Annotated in this window: 16 protein-coding genes and 1 tRNA gene; 6 read left to right on the forward strand and 11 right to left on the reverse strand. The window is 60.7% G+C overall.

Annotated features, from left to right (window positions below):
- Window positions 1-227: 227 nt before the first annotated feature.
- Window positions 228-1,919, reverse strand: coding sequence for a methyl-accepting chemotaxis protein (locus tag LPB73_RS14025; protein ID WP_231080917.1), 1,692 nt, complete (start codon window positions 1,917-1,919; stop codon window positions 228-230).
- 1,222 nt (window positions 1,920-3,141) lie between these two features.
- Between LPB73_RS14025 and LPB73_RS14030 the strand changes: the two genes are divergently transcribed.
- From LPB73_RS14030 to LPB73_RS14050, 5 genes are read left to right on the forward strand one after another with little or no spacing between them, the layout of a single operon-like run.
- Window positions 3,142-4,281, forward strand: coding sequence for a thioesterase domain-containing protein (locus tag LPB73_RS14030; protein ID WP_231080918.1), 1,140 nt, complete (start codon window positions 3,142-3,144; stop codon window positions 4,279-4,281).
- Window positions 4,278-5,285, forward strand: a complete 1,008-nt coding sequence (gene nadE / locus LPB73_RS14035; RefSeq protein ID WP_231080919.1) for an NAD(+) synthase — start codon at window positions 4,278-4,280, stop codon at window positions 5,283-5,285. The genes LPB73_RS14030 and nadE overlap by 4 nt, the downstream gene beginning before the upstream one ends.
- A gap of 5 nt (window positions 5,286-5,290) precedes the next feature.
- Window positions 5,291-7,321, forward strand: a complete 2,031-nt coding sequence (asnB, locus tag LPB73_RS14040) for an asparagine synthase (glutamine-hydrolyzing) (RefSeq protein ID WP_231080920.1) — start codon at window positions 5,291-5,293, stop codon at window positions 7,319-7,321.
- Complete coding sequence (locus LPB73_RS14045) at window positions 7,321-8,889, forward strand: class I adenylate-forming enzyme family protein (RefSeq protein WP_231080921.1); 1,569 nt, start codon at window positions 7,321-7,323, stop codon at window positions 8,887-8,889. Before asnB ends, LPB73_RS14045 begins: the two co-directional genes overlap by 1 nt.
- Before the next feature lie 38 nt (window positions 8,890-8,927).
- Window positions 8,928-9,194 (forward strand): acyl carrier protein, encoded by a 267-nt coding sequence (locus LPB73_RS14050; RefSeq protein ID WP_231080922.1) that lies wholly within the window; start codon window positions 8,928-8,930, stop codon window positions 9,192-9,194.
- A gap of 48 nt (window positions 9,195-9,242) precedes the next feature.
- Here the strand turns inward: LPB73_RS14050 and LPB73_RS14055 are convergent, their stop codons facing one another.
- Window positions 9,243-9,938, reverse strand: coding sequence for a N5-glutamine methyltransferase family protein (locus LPB73_RS14055; RefSeq protein WP_089267325.1), 696 nt, complete (start codon window positions 9,936-9,938; stop codon window positions 9,243-9,245).
- A 364-nt stretch (window positions 9,939-10,302) separates the two neighbouring features.
- Here LPB73_RS14055 and LPB73_RS14060 point away from each other — a divergent pair, with 364 nt between their 5' ends.
- Window positions 10,303-11,103, forward strand: coding sequence for a YdcF family protein (locus LPB73_RS14060; protein WP_231080923.1), 801 nt, complete (start codon window positions 10,303-10,305; stop codon window positions 11,101-11,103).
- Window positions 11,104-11,288: 185 nt separating this feature from the next.
- Here the strand turns inward: LPB73_RS14060 and LPB73_RS14065 are convergent.
- The 9 genes from LPB73_RS14065 to LPB73_RS14105 all read right to left on the reverse strand — a co-directional run bounded on the left by LPB73_RS14065 (window position 11,289) and on the right by LPB73_RS14105 (window position 19,408).
- A tRNA-Gln gene (locus tag LPB73_RS14065) sits at window positions 11,289-11,362 on the reverse strand.
- A 184-nt stretch (window positions 11,363-11,546) separates the two neighbouring features.
- Entirely contained in the window at window positions 11,547-12,968 is a 1,422-nt protein-coding gene (locus LPB73_RS14070) for a cytosine permease (RefSeq protein ID WP_231080924.1), read from the reverse strand.
- A gap of 72 nt (window positions 12,969-13,040) precedes the next feature.
- Window positions 13,041-14,000: a catechol 2,3-dioxygenase gene (locus LPB73_RS14075; RefSeq protein WP_231080925.1), complete on the reverse strand. Its 960-nt coding sequence runs from the start codon at window positions 13,998-14,000 to the stop codon at window positions 13,041-13,043.
- 152 nt (window positions 14,001-14,152) lie between these two features.
- Entirely contained in the window at window positions 14,153-15,001 is an 849-nt protein-coding gene (locus tag LPB73_RS14080) for an ABC transporter substrate-binding protein (protein WP_231080926.1), read from the reverse strand.
- Window positions 15,002-15,018: 17 nt separating this feature from the next.
- Window positions 15,019-15,711, reverse strand: coding sequence for a 4-carboxy-4-hydroxy-2-oxoadipate aldolase/oxaloacetate decarboxylase (locus LPB73_RS14085; protein ID WP_231080927.1), 693 nt, complete (start codon window positions 15,709-15,711; stop codon window positions 15,019-15,021).
- Entirely contained in the window at window positions 15,708-16,430 is a 723-nt protein-coding gene (locus tag LPB73_RS14090) for a PIG-L deacetylase family protein (protein ID WP_089267177.1), read from the reverse strand. The genes LPB73_RS14085 and LPB73_RS14090 overlap by 4 nt, the downstream gene beginning before the upstream one ends.
- Before the next feature lie 28 nt (window positions 16,431-16,458).
- Window positions 16,459-17,328: an amidohydrolase family protein gene (locus LPB73_RS14095; protein ID WP_231080928.1), complete on the reverse strand. Its 870-nt coding sequence runs from the start codon at window positions 17,326-17,328 to the stop codon at window positions 16,459-16,461.
- Window positions 17,325-18,329: a Bug family tripartite tricarboxylate transporter substrate binding protein gene (locus tag LPB73_RS14100; protein ID WP_231080929.1), complete on the reverse strand. Its 1,005-nt coding sequence runs from the start codon at window positions 18,327-18,329 to the stop codon at window positions 17,325-17,327. Before LPB73_RS14100 ends, LPB73_RS14095 begins: the two co-directional genes overlap by 4 nt.
- 182 nt (window positions 18,330-18,511) lie before the next feature.
- Entirely contained in the window at window positions 18,512-19,408 is an 897-nt protein-coding gene (locus LPB73_RS14105; RefSeq protein WP_068730595.1) for a LysR family transcriptional regulator, read from the reverse strand.
- Window positions 19,409-19,699 lie beyond the last annotated feature (291 nt).

Below are 19,699 nucleotides of genomic sequence, written 5' to 3' on the forward strand. Positions count from 1 at the left end.
AGTACACGATTGCAGCAAATGACTAAGAGATCGCCAAGACGCCGCAGGACGTTGCGCAACGCCGGGCACAAAGTTGAGAAGCGCGACCACATAACCGTTGCACGCGGTAGCCCATAACCTGCGCAAACAGAACAGCGCACCAAGCGAATGGGTGGAAGCGGCATCAATTGACAATGAAAAAAGCCGGCGCTTTCGCGCCGGCTTCAATGTCTCGATATCTCGTAGCGTCAGGCTGCGCGTACGGCGTTCAGGAACTTGCTGACCTCGACCTTCAGACGCGTGCTGTCCGAGGACAGCGACTGCGCTGCAGAGAGCACCTGCGAGGATGCCGAGCCGGTCTCGCTGGCGCCACGCTGAACGTCGGTGATGTTCGACGAGACTTGCATGGTACCCTGCGCTGCCTGCTGGACGTTGCGGGAGATTTCCTGGGTCGCAGCGCCCTGCTCTTCCACCGCCGAGGCGATCGTCGAAGCGATCTCGGACATCCGGCCGATGGTGTCCCCGATCTCCTTGATCGCACCAACCGATTCCTGCGTCGCCGCCTGGATGCCGGAGATCTGCGTCGAGATCTCGCCGGTGGCTTTCGCCGTCTGCTCGGCCAGCGCCTTCACTTCCGATGCCACCACCGCGAAGCCACGACCGGCCTCGCCGGCACGCGCTGCTTCGATAGTTGCGTTGAGCGCCAGAAGATTGGTCTGGCCGGCGATGTTGTTGATCAGCTCGACGACGTCACCGATGCGAGCGGCCGCACTGGCAAGCGCGCTGACGCGATCGTTGGTCAGGCGGGCCTGATCGACGGCCTGATTGGCGATGCTGGCCGATTCCTGCACCTGACGGCTGATTTCGTTCACTGACGAGGCCATCTCCTCGGTCGCCGAAGCAACCGACTGCACATTGGTCGAGGCTTCCTCCGAAGCGGCTGCCACGGTCGTTGTCAGCTCCTGCGAACGTTCGGCGGTCGCAGTCAGCGTGCTGGCAGAGGCTTCCAGTTCGGTCGAAGCCGACGACACCGTCTCGACGATCTCGCCGATCATCGTTTCGAATTCGCGGGTGATGCTATCGACGCGGCGACCGCGCTCGATCTTGGCTTCTGCATCGGCTGCTGCTGCTTCGTCCGCCGCACGCTTGTCGATCAGCGCCTGCTTGAAGATCTGCAGCGCGTCTCCCATCGTGCCGATCTCGGTCTTCATGCCCTGATGCGGCACGACGGCGGACAGATCGCCCTGGCCCAATGCCTGCATCGGCTTGACGATCGATGCGATGCCGCTGGAGACGTCCCGCACGAGGTAGATGCCGATGCCGATGCCGAGCAACGCCGAGACGACGAGGATTGCGACAACCATCATGAAGGCAGCATCGTAATTGGCGAGGGCGTCTGCACCGGCAGTATCGGATCCCCTGAGATTGAGCTCGATGTCCTTGTTCAGGACTTCGTCAGCTTTCAGGCCGATCGGATTCACGGTCTTCGTGTTCAACGCATTGGCTTCCTGTGGCATCTTGCCGGCGCTCTTGCGCGACAGATCCATCACATCGAGCGTGCCCTTCTTGTAGCTGTCCCAGAGCTTGCTCCATTCCTCGTAGAGCGCGCGCTCTTCCGGCGAGGTGATCAGCTTCTCATACTTCGCGCGGATAGCGGTGTTGCTCGCCACCACCGTCTCGAGCGTTTTCTCATTGGCCAGCTTCTCCTCCAACGTCTCGGACAGCATGTGCTGACGGATCACGTTGCGATAGGTGATGACGCCGGAGCGCAGATCGCCGAGGAAACGCACGCTTGGCAGCCAGCTGGTCTGGATATCCACCGCATTGGCGTTGATCGCCTGCATCTTGCGAACCGCGACCAGGCCCAGACCCGTCATCGCAAGCAGCAAAAATGAAAGAACAATGGTGATCTTGGCGCGAATAGACAGGCTGGCGAGCATGACGAAGGGTCCCTCGGTTTTCGACCGTTGGTCCGCAATGTGCGGGGTGTCGTGGAAATGAAGCAGTCAGCAGAGGTGCAATTGGCAGAGCGACGAACACGGGGTTTGATGACTTTCTTGTTATCAAGTCCCGTTCCTGCAATTTGTAGGTATTATGTAAACCGTTGGTAAAGGTGCGACATTCTGACTGAACAAAAGTGAACTGAAGCTCTCTTTTTCGATGGCCTGCAATATCAGCCAGTTAGCAACGAGTATCTGAGGTTGACAGCCACAACTCCACTACTTGTGGACGCGTGCCGGCGTAAGCTAGCGACCACGTAGTGCCCTTGGGCAAAGTAGCGAATCAAAATCGCAACTTTTGGTTCCAGCCGCCGACATACCGACCTGAAGTTTATCCGTCGCTCGACGTGGGGACGACGCGGCGTGCGAACACGACTGAGCGTGCCGGCTGGAGAATCAGGAGCAATCTGGTCCGGATATTTTCCAGTCAGATTATAGCCGCCCAATTGCATCTCAATCCGAAGATAGTAGCTGCGCCCCGTGCCGGTTGATTTGGTAGGTCTGGGACGACATGCAGCTGGGACACCGGAACGTCCTCCGATCGCCGGGCAGACTGGCTCTAGGCTGTGCCACAATCTTGATAAGAGTGCGTGCCCCCCCGCAACGGCGGCACAGCAACAGATCGACTGCTGGTAGTTTCGTTGCTCTCACATCGATACCTCCGCGGAGTGAAGTCATCGACTCAAGTCAGGTTGTCTTAATCAGTTCCACAACTTTTACTATGCGGTACTCCGTTGCAGCGCTCCTGATGATCGCCCGGCAGCTTTCAAAGAGTTCCTTCGCCTCAGCTTGGAGCGGGCCCAGTCATTGGTGAAGGTGCGGCCCTCAAGCACCTTTCTGAACATGTTCCGGACGACATACTGCACCAGTCGTCATCACAGCGCTGGGCATTCATATCGAGCTGGTGTTCAGCGCAGCGCCTGGCTCGCTACTTTCCAGCAACACGGAACCAAGCCGCCTCGATCATCGCGTGCTCGTGAGAATGAGCAGCAATCCCGCCGTGCCAACCCGAGATGATCGCGGAAATCAATGAAGCTCAGCGGCAGCGCCACCGCGACATAATGGCACACCGTTGTCCCATCTGTCGGCGACGTCCTTCAAACGCAGGATGTCGAAATTTCCATGCCCGGCGATAACAAGCTTTAGGCTCGGCAGGTGACCTATGGCTCGGACTTATCTCCAACCAGAAGTGGTGGAACGACCGGCCGACCCGTTCGTCAACCAGAGGCTGCGGCCTTCATGGGCGCAGGGACGCGAGCCGACGATCTATCAAATCGTGCGGGATGCCCAGTCCACGAGTTTCAACACCCCCAACATGCCTGGAACCTCGGAGGAAGCCGACGATTTATCAAGGCTGCAGCGGTGCATTCAGGAAATAGAGAGCGCCACCGGGCTGGAGCTCTCGGTCGCACACTTTGCGCTCGATATGACAGCCGCGGAGATGGTCAAGGCGATTGTGTCCGGGAAGGCAACCGCCAAAGCCGTGGGCGTGCAAGCCGATCTGCGTCCCATCCTGTTCCTGTTGCCGGGGTCCCTCGGTTACGGTCCGAGCATGGCCGCTTTTGCAGCAGGGCTCGGCAAGATCGCCCGGGTCGTCCCGATCAAATACCCCGACCTGGGGAGCATCCTCGCCGGAAATAACACGGTCGCCTCCATGGCAGATTCGGCGGTGGAGCAAATCCGCCGGAGCCAACCCGTCGGACATGTTCGCCTTCTCGGCCATTCCCTTGGTGGTGTGGTGGCATTCGAAGTTGCGGCGCGGCTGCTGGAAGCACGGCGGTCCATCAAGTTCCTGGGGATTCTCGATACAGCGATTATCAACGAGGGCCGCGATTACCGGGAGACGCTCGCCCGAACGTTGCGGCGGCTCCGCGCCAATCGTGTGAACATTTCGCGGATAGCCTGCCGAGCACTCGCAAAGGTTACGGCAGCAATCGGTGGCGAGGCCCCCCTTACCTGGATGCTTCATAGCTATGCGCGAGGGAAGTTCAACGCCACCTGCTTCCGAATTAGGCTTGAGCTGCAAGAGGTGTTGCGGTCGCGAGCTTTCTACCAATGGCTGGCGTCGCCCAGGCCGTCTTTGCCGATCGGAGCTACACTGTTTCGCTGCAACCGAGATGGAGCGCCGCAATCGCTCGGCTGGGATTGCTCACTCGCAAGCCTGGACGTGATCCCCGTCGCAGGCACGCATGTCGAGCTCGTCGTCGAGCCCTACCTCGCCACCAACCTCCCCTTGGTCGAGAGTGCGGTCGTGCAAACCTACACGCCGGCCGAATTTTGCAAGCGGAAAGCGCTGTCATGACCCTTGCTGCGCACATTCCGACTGCGCGGGAGTTTGGCAATAACGTATTGGCGCTCGATCCCGCTGCCGAAGTCGAGAGGATTGTCGAGACGCTACGCCAACAGGTCTTGAGCGTGTTGGGGCGCCGCGGCGCTGTCGTTGGTCTTTCCGGCGGCATCGACAGCTCCGTCGTCGCGGCGTTATGCGTGCGTGCATTCGGCAACGACAAAGTCTTGGGCATCTTCATGCCCGAGCACCATTCTTCGGACGACTCGCTGAGGCTCGGCCGCTGCTGGGCGTCACAGCTTGGCATCGACACCGTGTTGGAAGACATATCGCCCGCCCTCGAGGGGCTCGGCGCCTATCGCCGGCAGATCGAGGCCATCCGGACCGTCGTTCCCGAATATGACGACGGCTGGAAATGCAAGCTGGTGCTACCGTCGGTTTTCGCGAGCAACGGATTGAATATCACCCGTCTCACGGTTCAGAGCCGCGACGGCAGCACCCGCACCGTTCGTCTTTCGTCAAACGCCTATCTCCAGATCGTCGCCGCGACCAATTTCAAGCAGCGTGTCCGCAAGATGACGGAGTACTACCACGCCGACCGCCTCCGATACGCGGTCGCCGGCACACCGAACCGTCTCGAGCACGACCTGGGCTTTTTCGTCAAGCAGGGCGACGGAATTGCGGACGTGATGCCGATCGCTCATCTCTACAAGACACAGGTCTATCAGCTCGCGGAATACCTGGAGGTCGAGGAGGAGATCCGGCGCAGGCCACCGACCACGGATACGTTCTCGATGCCGCAGAGCCAGGAGGAGTTCTATTTTGCGCTGCCTTATCACCAGATGGATCTGTGCCTTTACGCGGTGAATCACGGGATTCCGTCAGACGAAGTCGCAGAGACTATCGGACTGACAGCAGCCCAGGTCGATTTGGTATTCAGGGATATTGACGCCAAGCGTCGTGTCACGCGCTACCTCCACGCACGACCCCTGCTCGTCACTCAAGTGTTCGAGGACTAACCTGCATGTGCGGTGTCGCGGGCATAGTGTCAATAACCGCCGCCGCAGGGGCCCCCTCCCGCGAAGCCTTGATGCGCATGCTCGGCGCGCTCGCCCATCGCGGCCCGGACGAGCGCGGCCTATACCGGGACGAACGCGCGGGATTGGCACATGCCCGCTTGTCCATCATCGACATTTCGAGCGGCCAGCAGCCTCTCGCGGACGCGAGCGGCACGACGTGGATCGTGTTCAACGGCGAGATCTTCAACTACGTTGAGTTGCGTGAGAAGCTGATCAGGCTTGGTTACAGGTTCCGGACCCGCAGCGACACTGAGGTCATCGTCAACGCCTATCGGGCCTGGGGCGAGGACGCCTTCGAGCGGATGACCGGTCAGTGGGCGCTCGCGATCTGGGACTCGGTAGCCCGTCGTCTGGTGTTGGCGCGCGATCGCACCGGCATTTGCCCTTTGCATTTCTGCGAGCGCGAAGGTCGACTGTATTTCGCCAGCGAAGTGAAGGCCATCTTCGCGGCGGATGCAGCGATTCCCCGCACCTTCGATCCAGTCGGCATCGATCAGACATTCACTCTCTGGACCGTTGTGCCGCCGCAGAGCGTGTTTCAAGGGATCAAGGAGCTAGTCCCGGGACATTTCCGCATTTATGAAAACGGCGACGTTCGCGATAAAGCGTTCTGGAAGCCACGATATCCCCAATTGTCCAGTTCGCGCGACGGCCAGTTTGCCGGTTCACTCGACGATGCCGTGGAGCAAGTGCGCAGCGCTTTGGAAGCCGCGACGTCGCTTCGAATGGTGCGCTCCGACGTAAACGTCGGCAGCTATTTGTCCGGCGGGCTCGACAGTTCGCTTATTGCGGCGATGGGATGCCACTTTGCCGGCGAACGCTTCCAAACTTTCTCACTGCGTTTTGCTGACGCTGAATATGATGAGACCGACTTCCAGCGACTGGTTGCCCGTGTCACCGGTAGTGAGCACCATGAAGTGGTGGTCTCGCGCAGCGACATCGCCGAGATTTTTCCGCAGGTCATCTACCATACCGAGCGCCCGATCTTGAGAACCGCGCCAGCGCCGTTGTTCCTGCTGTCGCGCCTGGTGCGCGCCTGCGGCGTCAAGGTTGTGCTGTCCGGCGAAGGCGCCGACGAAATGTTTGCCGGCTACGATCTCTTTCGCGAAGGCAAGGTCCGCCGGTTCTGGGGCCGGCAACCCGCGTCGACACGCCGCGCGCGACTGCTTGAGCGTCTCTACCCTTATCTCACACGCTCGCCGGTACGGCAGCAAGCAATGGCCCGGCAGTTTTTTGGGCGCAATCTGTCGGAGCACGCCGCGCCGGGCTTCGCGCATGACACCCGCTGGCGAACGACCAGTGGCATCAAACGACTGTTCTCCAGCGACATGTGCGCGGAGTCGGCAAAGCACGATGCGGTCTCCAATTTGATCGCCAGTCTACCTCCGGAATTCACGCAATGGAGCTCCCTTGCGCAGGATGAATATCTCGAAATCCAGACACTGCTGTCGGGATATCTCCTGTCCTCTCAGGGCGACCGAATGCTCATGGCTCATTCAGTTGAAGGCCGCTTTCCTTTCCTTGACGAGGACGTGGTCGCGCTGGCGAATTCGCTGCCGCCCGCCTACAAGCTCCGCGTCCTTGACGAGAAGCACGTTCTGAAGCGCGTTGCAGAGCCGATCGTGCCGTCGGAGATCATCGCCCGCAAGAAGCAGCCATTCCGCGCGCCCGACGCTCTCTGTTTCGTTGGCCGCGATACGCCCGCCTATATCGACGACGCGCTTTCGGAAACGGCTATTCGCGAAGCAAACGTCTTCGATCCTGACGCGGTCGCGCGCCTGCGGAGCAAGTGCCGGACACAGGCCGCAACCGGCAACGGCGATCTCTCCAACTCCGACAACATGGCGATGGTCGGCGTGCTATCGACCCAGCTCCTGCACCAACAATTCATCGCAAGCCGTCCTGGTGGGCGCCACGCTCTGGAGCTGACCGTCGATATCGATCGCGAGCACCGGGTTGAGGGAGCCCTTTCCTGATGCATGGTCCTGTACCGCTCCTGCACGATTACCTCATCCACTCCGCCCGTCATCTCGGTGGAAAGGTGGCGCTGGTGTGCGGCAAGCATCGCGTCAGCTATGGTGAGATCGAGGCACGCTCCAACGCAATCGCGAATTATCTGGTCGCGAGCGGAGTCGAACGTGGCGATCGGGTGATTATCTTCGCCGACAACACTGTCGAGACCGTCGTCAGTTTCTGGGCCGTGCTGAAAGCGAATGCCGTGGTGTGCATCGTCAATCCGCTCACCAAGCGCGACAAGCTTGGCTACCTGCTTAATGATTGCCAGCCGACGGCGCTTATCACCGACAAACATCTTCTCACGATATTCAAGGAGCCCGCGCAGGCATGCCCGTCATTGCGCCGAGTGATCGTTTCCGGGCCCGTCGACGATGTCGAACTGACGGGGCTGCCCCATGCGGTACGCTGGAGCGAGGCAGGCGCCGCCAGCCACGACGTAGCTCCCGCGCGCCACTGCATCGATATCGATCTCGCAGCCATCGTGTACACCTCCGGATCGACGGGCGATCCCAAGGGCGTGATGCTGACGCACCGGAACATGTTGACCGCGTGCACGTCGATCGCATCATATCTCGCGCTATGCGAAGACGAGGTCATTTTGAACGTCCTGCCGCTCGCCTTCGATTACGGCCTGTATCAGATGATCATGGCGTTTCGCATGGGGGCGCGGCTGGTCCTCGAACGGTCGTTCGCTTTTCCGGCGCAGGTTCTCGGGCTCATCGCCGACGAACGGGTGACCGGCCTGCCCGGCGTGCCGACGATCTTCTCGACGCTGTCGGGGCTCAAGTCGATCAAGGAGCACGATCTCTCGAGTATCCGCTATGTCACGAACACCGGAGCTGCGCTGCCGATGAAGCATATTCGTCTGCTGCAGGATCTATTCCCGGATGCCCGCATTTATTCCATGTACGGCCTCACTGAATGCAAGCGCTGCACCTTTCTGCCCCCGGAGGATATCGATCGAAAGCCGCTGAGCGTCGGGATCGCCATCCCGAATACCGAGATGTGGATTGTCGACGAGCGCGACAGACGCGTGGGCCCCGACGTGGTCGGGCAGCTTGTCATTCGCGGCGCGACGGTGATGCGAGGCTATTGGGGCAAGCCAGAGGCCACGGCCAGGAAACTCAAGGCCGGTCCGCTGCCAGGTGAGCAGGTTCTGTACACCGGTGACTACTGCCGGATGGACGCGGAAGGCTACCTCTACTTCGTTGGCCGCAGCGACGAGATCATCAAGTCGCGAGGCGAGAAGATCGCCCCCAAGGAAGTGGAGAACGTGCTGATGGATATTCCGGGCGTGAGGGAAGCCGCGGTCATTGGCGTTCCCGACGAGCTCCTTGGGCAGGCGGTTAAGGCGTTTGTCGTTATCGAACAGGGAACAACACTGAGCGAGAAGCAGATTCAGAAAGAGTGCCAGCGACGCCTCGAAAGCTTCATGGTGCCGAAGTGTATTGTGATCGTGCCCAGCCTGCCGCGAACGAATACAGCAAAACTCAACAAGAGAGCACTGCAGGCGTCGATTTCCGAATGATCCGATCGTGACTTTTCTTTACGCATTGGAGTTGAAACATGTTGCTAGTCAGGGAACCACTCGAGACCTATCGAAGGCAAGTTCGCGATTTCTTGCTGTCGAACTTCTACATTGCTGAAGCCAACTCGCTTGAGGTCGACACATCGCTGCTCGACCAGGGCATCATCGACTCGACCGGAGTGCTCGAGGTCATCGGGTTCATCGAGGAGACCTTCGGCATCACGGTCGAAGATAGCGAGCTCTTGCCTGAGAACCTCGATTCCATCGAAGGAATTGCACGCTTCGTCATGAGCAAGAAGAGCTGATGCTTGTCTGCAGCGTCCAGACCGTGCCTCGAACGCCACCGTAGCGGTTCAGGTTGTTGCGCCTTTGCGGTATCCCATAACGACGCGGCCTTCGCCCGTTTCATTCGTCACCACGCTGATGCTCTCGTAGCTCTTGTTGCGCTCAAGAAGGGTTGTCACCTGCCGCTCCTGACCGGCGCCGACCTCGAACAGGAGGATGCCGCCCGGCCGCAAATATCGGACTGCGTCCTTCGTAACCCGCATATGGATGCTAAGTCCGTAAGGACCGGCTGCGAATGCCTCACGTGGTTCGAGTTCGAGCAAGGGGGCCCGGTCGCCTCTGAGCCGCGTTTCCGAAATATAGGGTGGGTTGCAGACGATCAGGTCGATGGTCCCATCCAGCGACAGACCTGAAAAAGCGTCGAACAGATCGCCCTGAAACACCGACATGCGTTGCGTGAGTCCGTGATAGGCGACATTGCGACGTGCGACAGTGACACATCCATCGGTTAGATCGCTCGCCCAGACGCTTGCGTCGGGGGTCTGGAGCGCGATGGCGCATGCCAGATTGCCTGCGCCACAGCACATGTCGATCACCCGCGGCTCCGCCACGTTTAACTGACGCAGAGCATCGACAGCGCTCGCGCAAAGCAATTCGGTTTCCGGCCGGGGGACGAGCGCACCGGGTGCAACCAGCAGCTCTATTCCCATAAATAGAGTGCGTCCCTCATCGTAAGCTTTGGCGACGTTGATCACTTCGCTCATTGCGGTCACCCTGCCTGGACGTTGCGCGATAACTGTTGCATGCGGCGTGATCATGCACCGGACAGAACCATGCCCTGTCCATGTGGCAATGGCGGTAGTCACAATGAGGTAGATGGGCCGATAGCGGCAATGCAGTTGTTTTCGGCAGCGCACCGGCTGCATCGTCATCCGACGACGCAGACCTCGCTCTAACTTCGGCTACTTCGAGATTGAGTGGTATTTACCTGTTCCGCTTTTCGACTTCTCATGAACGGGGCCGCGGCGATCCGGCACCCTGTCCGGCGAGCTAACGATTCGTAGCGATGGCTTCGTTGGCCGTTTGCTGCTATGGCGCTCTTGGTATCAACGGGGCTGAGGCCTTAAGTTGTTTTTCGTATTGTCCAAGACTCTTGGCAACGCGCTCGCGCCGGTCAATTTCCTGATCGGCCTCGGTGTGCTCGGCGCGGTCCTTTCGGCAACACGACTTTCTTCGCTTGGCCGCGGGCTTTTGATCACGGCCGCCGTGCTGCTTGCGGTGGCCGCGTTTTCGCCGGCTGGAAGATTGCTGCTCTATCCGCTTGAATCGCGCTTCCCGCCCTGGGATGCGGGACAGCGTGCGCCTGACGGCATCATCGTGCTCGGCGGCTCGATCGACGCCGATGTTTCACTTGCCCGCGACACGCCGGTCGTCCGTCGCTCGCCCGACCGCATCATCGCAGCCGCAGCGCTGGCGCGACAGTATCCGCACGCACGCGTGGTGTTCACCGGCGGCAGTCCGAGGCTGGTGTCGGATGCCAGGGAGGCCGATTACGCCGCCGCGCTCTTCGCAAGCCTTGGAGTCGACAGGTCGCGTTTGATCATGGAGCGACAATCGCGCAACACGCATGAGAACGCCGAATTCACCAAAGCGCTCGTGGCGCCGAAGCCGGGCGAGCGCTGGGTTCTGGTGACATCAGCGTTCCATATGCCGCGATCGATTGGCTTATTTCGCAAAGCCGGATTTCCTGTCGAGGCTTATCCGGTCGACTGGCGGGTCGGCGGTCGGCGCGACGCACTTTCCTTCACCACCCTCGCCCTTGACGGGCTATCGCGGACCGACATTGCGGTGCGCGAATGGTTTGGGCTCATTGCCTATCGAGCCACGGGGCGGATCGACAACTTGCTGCCCGGCACGGACGAACATTGATTCTCTGGGCCCGAGACATGGCAAGCGGCAAGCACCGCAGGCCGTCGGAAGCCCTATATGGCCACGCCGCCGCAGGCACCGACCGGTCGCCATTCGAGCCTCGTGTGGACCATTGTTGTGGACCACCCGCTTTCTCGAAAGGCTACGGGTTAGAAGTCTTTGATCTGCGAAGGGAAATTCTAGTGTGGCTGGGGAACTAGGATTCGAACCTAGACAAACAGAGTCAGAGTCTGTTGTGCTACCGTTACACCATTCCCCAAACGATTCAGAGACTTACGGAAAAATCCAGTCTGGAATCGGTCGGAACAGAGATGCTCATCTCGTTCGGGCGCGTTCTAGCCCGTCCGCCGGACAAAGCGCAAGGGCTCTGGACGGAAATGACGGCTCATTGACACCACTGGCAATGGACAGGCCACAGACGCGGCCTGCCCGGTCGCCTCGCCCTATTCGCCCGGCCCACCGACCGGGATGGCCATAGGCTCCGGCGCCAGGCGCCTGCTGAGCGCCAGATAGACGCCGCCGCCTACAACGATGCCCGCCAGCCAGCTCAGATCCGCGCCGCCGAGAAGGTTGATCGAGATCGGCCCCTGCAACGCAGGCACCAGGCCATCCTGGAACAGCCAGGTGGCGATCAGGCCGGCGAAGAACGCGATCATGCCGCTCCAGTTGATATCGCCATAGATGCTGGTCTCCGGCGACTTGTAGAGTTCGGCGATGTCGATCTGGCTCTTCCGCCTGACGAAGAAGTCGGCCAACACCACCCCGGCATAGGGGCTCATCCACATCAGCAGGCTGATCAGCCAGTTATCGAACGCCTTGGCAAAGGACGGCGCGAAGATGAAATACACCGTCACCGCATAGCCCGCGATGCCAACGATCAGCGCCAGCGCCGTGCGCGAGAAGCGGACGCCCATGCTGAGCGCCGCCAGTGCCGACGAGTAGACGTTGAGGATGTTGGTGGCGATCGGCCCGTGCAGCACCAGCAGCAGCACGAGAATGCTGGCAACGCCGCCGAACACGGCCGAGACCATCTTCGCTGGATCGGTGTCGAGCGTCACCGACGCAATGGTGGCGCCGAGAATGGCCAGCCACACCGACGGCACGAACATGCCGACATAGCTGTACCAGAACACGGCTTTCGACGAGGTCGAGCGCGGCACGAAGCGCGAATAGTCCGACGCCCAGGTCACCCAGGAAATGCCCCAGCCGACGCCGACGGCGGTCATCAGCAGCGACAGCATCGCCAGATGCGGCCCCGGCGGCAGCGACGTGGTGTGATTCCAGTTGACGACACCGGGCTGGCTCCAGGCCAGCACGCTCATCAGCACCATTATCACCACCGTGACCGGCACGGTGTATTTCTCGAAGGTGCGGATCGCATAGAAACCATAGGTGCCGATCACCACCTGCGTGACCATCACGATGGTGATCACAACGAGATTGGCGAACCAGCTATCCGCGATGCCGAACTGGCCGAGAATGGCCATCGAGATCTTGACCGGGAAATAGGTGTTCACGCCGATCCAGCCGAGCGTCATCAGGAACATCAACAGGCTCGGCAAATAGGCGCCGCGGCGTCCGAAGGCCGAGCGCGCGAGGACCATCTGGTTGACGCCGGTCTTGTGGCCCATGACCGTGAAGGCGGCGAAGATCGCGGAGCCTGCGGCATTGCCGATGACGATGACCGCAATGGTTTCCCACAGACCGAGCTTGAGAATGATACCAAGCGCGCCGAGCGCCCAGTTCACCGGCGCGATATTGGCGCCCGCCCAGATCCACATCTGCTGCGGCCCGGTGGAATCCCGGTCGGCATCGGGGATCGGTTCGATACTGTGGATGTCTGCCCGCAACTCAGAGTTAGTCATGCTCGCCCCCACGTCAGAAACAACCTGAGGTCAACAAAGCAAGACGCGTACCAATCCCGGCAATGCGGCTTGCTACTTGTGGGGCACGGGCGGCGTGCCGTGGGTGTGGAACGACTCGATGGTCTTGAGGCCCCAGGCCTGCCCCTTCTTGCGCTCCTCCTCGGTCCAGACGATCGGCTTCCAGTCCGGCGCCAGGATCAGCCGTGCGCCGGCATTGGCGACTTCGACGCGGTTGCCGCCGGGCTCGTAGACATAGAGGAAGAAGGTCTGCTGGATCGCATGTTTGTGCGGTCCGGTCTCGATGAAGACGCCATTTTCCAGGAATATATCGGCCGCGCGCAGAATGTCTTCGCGGCTGTCGAGCGCGTAGGTGACGTGGTGAAAGCGCCCCTTGGTGCCGGAGTGATCGCGCGAATAGGCGAAGTCGTAGCTCTTGTTCGACATGGTCATCCACATCGCCGCTTCTGTGCCGTCATTGAGCACGATCTGCTCGGTCAGCCGGAGCCCCATATACTGCTCGAAAAACTCGCGGTTGGCCTTGATGTCGACCGCGAGGCAATTGAGGTGATCGAGCCGTCGCACATTGATGCCCCGCGCCGGATAGCGCTGCGCCTGATTTTTAAGCGCCGGTTTGAGTTCTGGCGGCGCCTCGTACCATTCGGTCTCGTAATAGAGTTCGACGATATGTCCGTCCGGGTCGCGGCAGCGAAATGCCGGCCCGTGGCCGAGGTCACCGTCGGTCCAGCCGATATCGTAGCCGGAGCCCTTCAGCGCTGCGACGCGGCGCTCCAGTGCCTGCGGGCTGCGCGCCCGCAGCGCCATGTGTTCCATACCTGACGTGTTCGACGCCGTCAGCTTCAGCGAATAGCGCTCATAGTCGTCCCAGCCGCGCAGATAGACCGACTCGCCCTGCCGGCCCGACACGGTCATGCCCATCACGTCGACGAAAAATTTCAGGCTCTCGTCCGGCTTCGGCGTTAGCAGTTCGAGATGGCCGAGATGGGCGAGATCGAAGATGGGTTCGGGAGTCATTGGTCGTTTCCTCCAGTACTCTAGTCGAGCTTACTCGATCCCCTCATGGTGAGGAGCGCGTCTTTGCGCGTCTCGAACCATGAGGAATTGGGCGCTCATCCTTCGAGACGCGGTCGAAGACGACCGCTCCTCAGGATGAGCGCGACGGCGTGCTATCGCAACGCGCGCGTCACGTCGTCGAACAGCTCATCAACGCTGAATCTGCGCGGGATCAGCCCCTGCTGCGCAGAATAGTCTGTAATGAGAGCCAGCGAACGATTCATGGCATCCGCATCGAAAGACAGGCTCTTGCCCGTTGCAACCGCCCTGCTCGCCTCCAGCATACGGTGGACTTCGCGCACCACGTCGGGCCGCGTATCGGACAATTTCTTGCTGACCACCACCATGTGGTTGATCGGCGCCACGCCATGCCTGGCCAGCCAGACTTTCTCTGCAGCGGCCACGTCTGGGAACAACTGCGCCACCCGTGGATCGTCGCTCTTCTCGCCGAGCACCGCGTCCAACTCGCCATCAAACAGCATCTGCATGATCGCCTTGCCGGCAGGTGCCTTGGTGGTGCTGTCGACATATTCAGCGACATGCGGCTCCTCGAACGTGATCCATTCGATCGCATCGAGATTGACGCCGTAGTCATTGGCGAGCATGCCACGCAGCCACGCGCCGGTCGTGGTTGTGAAAGAGCGAATGCCGACGCGCTTGCCTTCAAGATCCTTAGGTCCGGCAATACCAGCCCCGGGGTTCGTGACCGCGAAGCCAAACTGATGCCGCGCCATCATCACATCAGGCAGCAGCACCATCGGCTTGTCGTAGCTCCTGGCCATCAGATAGGTGACGATGGCCATTTCGGCGACGTCGAACGCGCCGTCGCGTACCATGGGCTTGAAGCCCTTGTTGGTCGGCGTGTACACGGCAAAGTTCAGTTCGACGAGATCAGACGTGATCGCGCCGGATTTCAACGCAGCCGTATGCGGATGATCGCCGAGCAGAATACGGAGCCGCATGCCAGCCTCCTCCCCGCTCACGCCTGATCAGGATCGTCGACGTAAACCAGGCCCGCTTTGGCGAGCGGCTCGCGCATATTGTACATGTCGAGGCCGAGAATACCGGAAGCCAGCTTCTGGCGCTTGGCGTCTTCTTCCGCGAAACGCTTCTCGCCTTTCACCGCAACCTCAGCAGCATCTTTGCGCGGGATCACCACAACGCCGTCTTCGTCGGCGACGATGACGTCGCCCGGCATCACCTGCGCGCCGGCGCAGACCACCGGCACGTTTACCGCACCGAGCGTCGCCTTGACCGTCCCCTTGGCGGAGATCGCGCGCGACCACACCGGAAAGCCCATCTCGCGCAGCGTCTTGATATCGCGACAGCCGGCATCGATGATCAGACCGACACCGCCGCGCGCCTTCAGCGACGTCGCGAGCAGATCGCCAAACATGCCGTCGGTGTTGTCCGTCGTGCAGGCCACCACCAGCATGTCGCCGGGTTTGCACTGCTCGATGGCCACATGCAGCATCCAGTTGTCGCCGGGCTGCGCCAGCACCGTCACGGCGGTACCGGCCGCCTCTGCGCCGGACCACACCGGCCTCATATAGGTCTTCATCAGGCCGAAGCGACCATAGGCCTCGTGCACCGTGGAGACGCCGAGCGCGCCGAGCCGCTGCACGACGTCGGCATCCGCGCGTTGAATATTCCTGACAACGACGGGTTTCATGCCAGTGTCTCCACGGTCATCGGGAACAGGCGCTGATAGGCCTCGCCATAGGTCATCGCCGCGCCGGTGTTGCGGCCACCCTGCATGCCGCGCTGCAAAGCGACGCGCTCGTAATAGGCCCAGAGGTGCTTCTGCGCAGCGAGAATTTCGAAGGTCTTGCGCTTGATGTCCCAGACCTCATCGATGTTGAGGATCACCTGCGGCTTGAAATTGCACATCTCCGGCTGATGCGGCTCGAACAGGAACACCGGCGGCGCAGAATAGCTGTATTCCGCTTCAGGCTTGTGCCCCATCGCCTGCGCGATGATGCGGGCCTCCTGTGCGGCGGCGGTCGCCGCGGGATGATCGACATTGTAGGGATCTTCGAGCGAATGCGTCAGCACGAAGCTTGGATTGAGCTCCCGATAGATATCGATCAGCCGCTCCTTGTGCGCTTCGGTCAGATGCAACGGATAGTCGCCGGCATCGAAAAATTCGATCTCGGCGCCGAGCGACGCCGCCGCGCGCTCGGCTTCGTCCTTGCGGCCAGCCTTGACCTTGTCGAGCGTCATACCCGCCTGCTTCCAGGCAAATTGCGACTCGCCGCGTTCGCCATATGCGAGACAGACGATCTTGACGCGATAGCCCTTCTTGGCATGCAGCGCGATGGCGCCGCCGGCGCGCCAGACGAAATCGCCGGGATGGGCTGAGACCACGAGGCCGGTCTTGGCTTTGGACATCGGATGTTCCTTCGGATTTTCGCGTCGCTTAGGTGTGGAATTCAAACAATCGCGCGGGATTGTCGACGAGGATCTTCTGCTGGATCACCGGATCCGGCGCGAAGAGCGGGATCAGATCGACCAGATCGCCATCATTGGGCATCGCCTTGACGTTGGGATGCGGCCAGTCGGTGCCCCAGATCACACGATCCGGCGCGGTCTCGCAGATCTTCTTGGCAAACGGCACGGCATCGGTGAAAGGCGGACCTATGGAGGTCACGCGCTCGCAGCCAGAGACCTTCACCCAGCATTTCTCGTCGCGCTTCATCAGGTCGATCAGGGTGCGGAACGGCTGCTGCTCCAGGCCATCAGCAGCCTTGACGCGGCCCATATGATCGATGGTGTAGATCACCGGCAGCTTCGCCAGCAGGTCGGCATAATCAGGCAGATCGACCGCATCGAAATGCAGATCGACGTGCCAATTCATCGGCGCGATCATGTCGATGATGCGGTGAAACACCTTCATGTCCGGCGTGCCGCCAAGATGCCGCACGAAGTTGAAGCGGCAACCACGGAAGCCACCTTCATGCAGTTCGCGCAGCCCCTTCTCCGTGATCGTGCCATCGATATTGGCCACCGCGCGGTAACGCCCGCCGCTCACCGCAATGGCATCGAGCGCCACGCGGTTGTCCGTGCCATGCACGCTGGCATTGACGATGACGGCGCGGCCGATGCCGAGCTTCTTGTGCAGCGCCTGGAAGTCCTCCAGCGGCGCGTCCGGCGGAATGTAGGAGCCGACATATGGGTACTTAGCGCCGGGGCCGAAGATATGCGTATGCGCGTCGCAGGCCAGCGGCGGCAGCTTGAACTTCGGCGTTTTAGTATGCGGATCGGGACCGGGAACGGTTGGCTTCGTCATTGTTTCGGAATTCCTGCCTTATCGATGACGGCGGTCCATTTCGCGATGTCGTCGACCAGCCGAGCCTTCAATTCCTCCGGCGAGCTGGCTTTCGCCTCGATGCCGAGATCGAGCAACTTTTGCTTCACATCGGGCATCGCCAATACTTCGCGCAGGCCCGCATTCAACCGCGCAATCGCTTCGGGCGGCGTACCTGACGGTGCGAATAGCGCATTCCATGACACGACGTCATAACCCTTCACGCCGCCCTCGATCATCGTCGGCACGTCCTTCAGGATCACCGAACGGGATTCGCCCGTGGTCCCGACGGGACGCATCTTGCCATCCTGTAGCGCCGATTTCATCCCGACATAATTGTCGATCATCACATCAATGTCTTCGCGCAGCAGCCCGACAATGACTTCTGGCGTTCCGCGATAGGGCACGATCTGGAAGTTGATCCCGGCGGTGGATTTGAGCAATTCGGCCGACAGGTTCTGGGTGCTGCCCACGCTGATGGTGCCGACATTCAATTTGCCCGGATTGTCGCGCGCGAACTTGATGACGTCGGCCAGCGTCTTGTGTTGCGAATTCGCATTGGTACCGACGATGAAATCGAAGAAGCCGATGCTGGAGATCGGCGCAAAGTTCTTCACGGGATCGAATGGCAGGCTCTTGAACAGCGGTACGCTGACGGCGGTGCCGTTGCTGAGCAACGCCAGCGTATAGCCATCTGGTTGCGACGATAGCACTGCGCGCGCCGCAACGACGCCGCCCGCGCCCGGCATGTTCTCGATCACGAGACGCTGGCCGAGATTATCGCCAAGTTTTTCGGCCACGATGCGGATGGTGATGTCAGCGACACCGCCGGCCGCGAACGGCACGATCACGCGAATGGGCTTCGTCGGATAGCCGGACTGGGCTTGCGCCACAGGTACCGCGCTCGTGAGGAATATCGCACCGAGCGCCAAATGCGCGGCGCTCAGTAGATGTTTGAGCCTGATCGGGAAGCGGAGCGTCATGATGGATTGAAGACGCCTGATGCGTCCACCCTTGCCGTTTTTATGTCGGTACCCGTGGCCGTCACGTCATCGCGACAGGGCTATGGACCGTTCTGCTCCCGCAGTAACCAATTCCGATATATGAAACAAATGAGAAATCTGGGATAATCGTGCAGTTTCCTGCATATATCCTGCCGAGCGGATTATCCCGCAGCCTGGAAGTATTTCCGGGTCAGATCGATCAGCGCCTGCGCCGGCTTGCTCACCGGCTGTCCGCGCTTGACGATAATCCCGACCGTCCGGCTGACACTGGGATTACGCAGCGGCACAGCGACAAGTCCGGCAGTTCCCTGCGTCGCCACTGCGATACTGGGCACCACGGCGATGCCGAGCTTCTCGAACACCATACCTACCGCCGTCTGCAGATGCTGCACCTCATAGCGCCAGTTCAGCTTATCACGGCGATGGCCAAGCGCGTCGTCGATCAGGGCCCTATTGCCGGCCTGCGGGCTGATACGGATCAGCGGCATATCCTCGAGATGCGACCAAGCCACGAACTTACGTTGCGCAAAGGCATGATCCTTCGTGCACAACAGGACGAAGCGCTCCTTGATCAGCGGGGTGACAGCCAGATCCCATATATTGGTCGCCGTGATCGTGATGCCGAACTCGGCCTGGCCGGACTGCACCAGTGTGGCGATCTCACTGGCTGAGTTATCGTGGATTTTGATCGAAATCCCCGGGTGCACCGCATTGAACTGCTTCAGCACCCGCGGCAGATGATAGGCGGCGATGGTCGGCAGGCAGCCGAGCGCGATGTGCTCCTGCCGCTTGCGGCCCCGTGCCCGCAGCAGATCGATGGAATCGGACAACTCCCCGATCATCCGCCGCGCAGTCGGCAGCAGTTCCAGCCCGGCCGGGGTCAGTGCCACCTGCCGCGTGGTGCGGGCCAGCAGCTGAAAGCCGAGATCCTCTTCCAGTTTCTTGATCCGGTGGCTCAGCGCCGTCTGCGACAGATTGAGGTGCGCGGCCGCGCGAGAGAAGCTGCCCCGCTCCGCGATGCTCAGAAACGCCTGCAGGCCGGGAAAATCGATGCGCATGAGAGGTCCGTGCACGGCCGAAGGCGACCGCGCTGAGATAACGCGGCGACGACGACCCATGCAAGGTCAGGACGCCAGCCTATGCCGACCGCGCGGGCTGGTTAAAACCGCGTAAAGCCAGATCGCCAGCCACAAGCGACAAGGTATCCAGTGCCGGAGTTTCCGCGTTCCAGTGCGGAGCTAATTCCGCAATGCAAGTTTGACGAGCAGAGCCCACCGATAGCCCGCGGACGCGCCTTAACAATTTGTCCAGTCCCTGACCTGCATAGTCGGCCCAACCGGGGCGTGAGA

It is taken from the genome of Tardiphaga sp. 37S4, assembly GCF_021044645.1.
GTDB classification, from domain to species: domain Bacteria; phylum Pseudomonadota; class Alphaproteobacteria; order Rhizobiales; family Xanthobacteraceae; genus Tardiphaga; species Tardiphaga robiniae.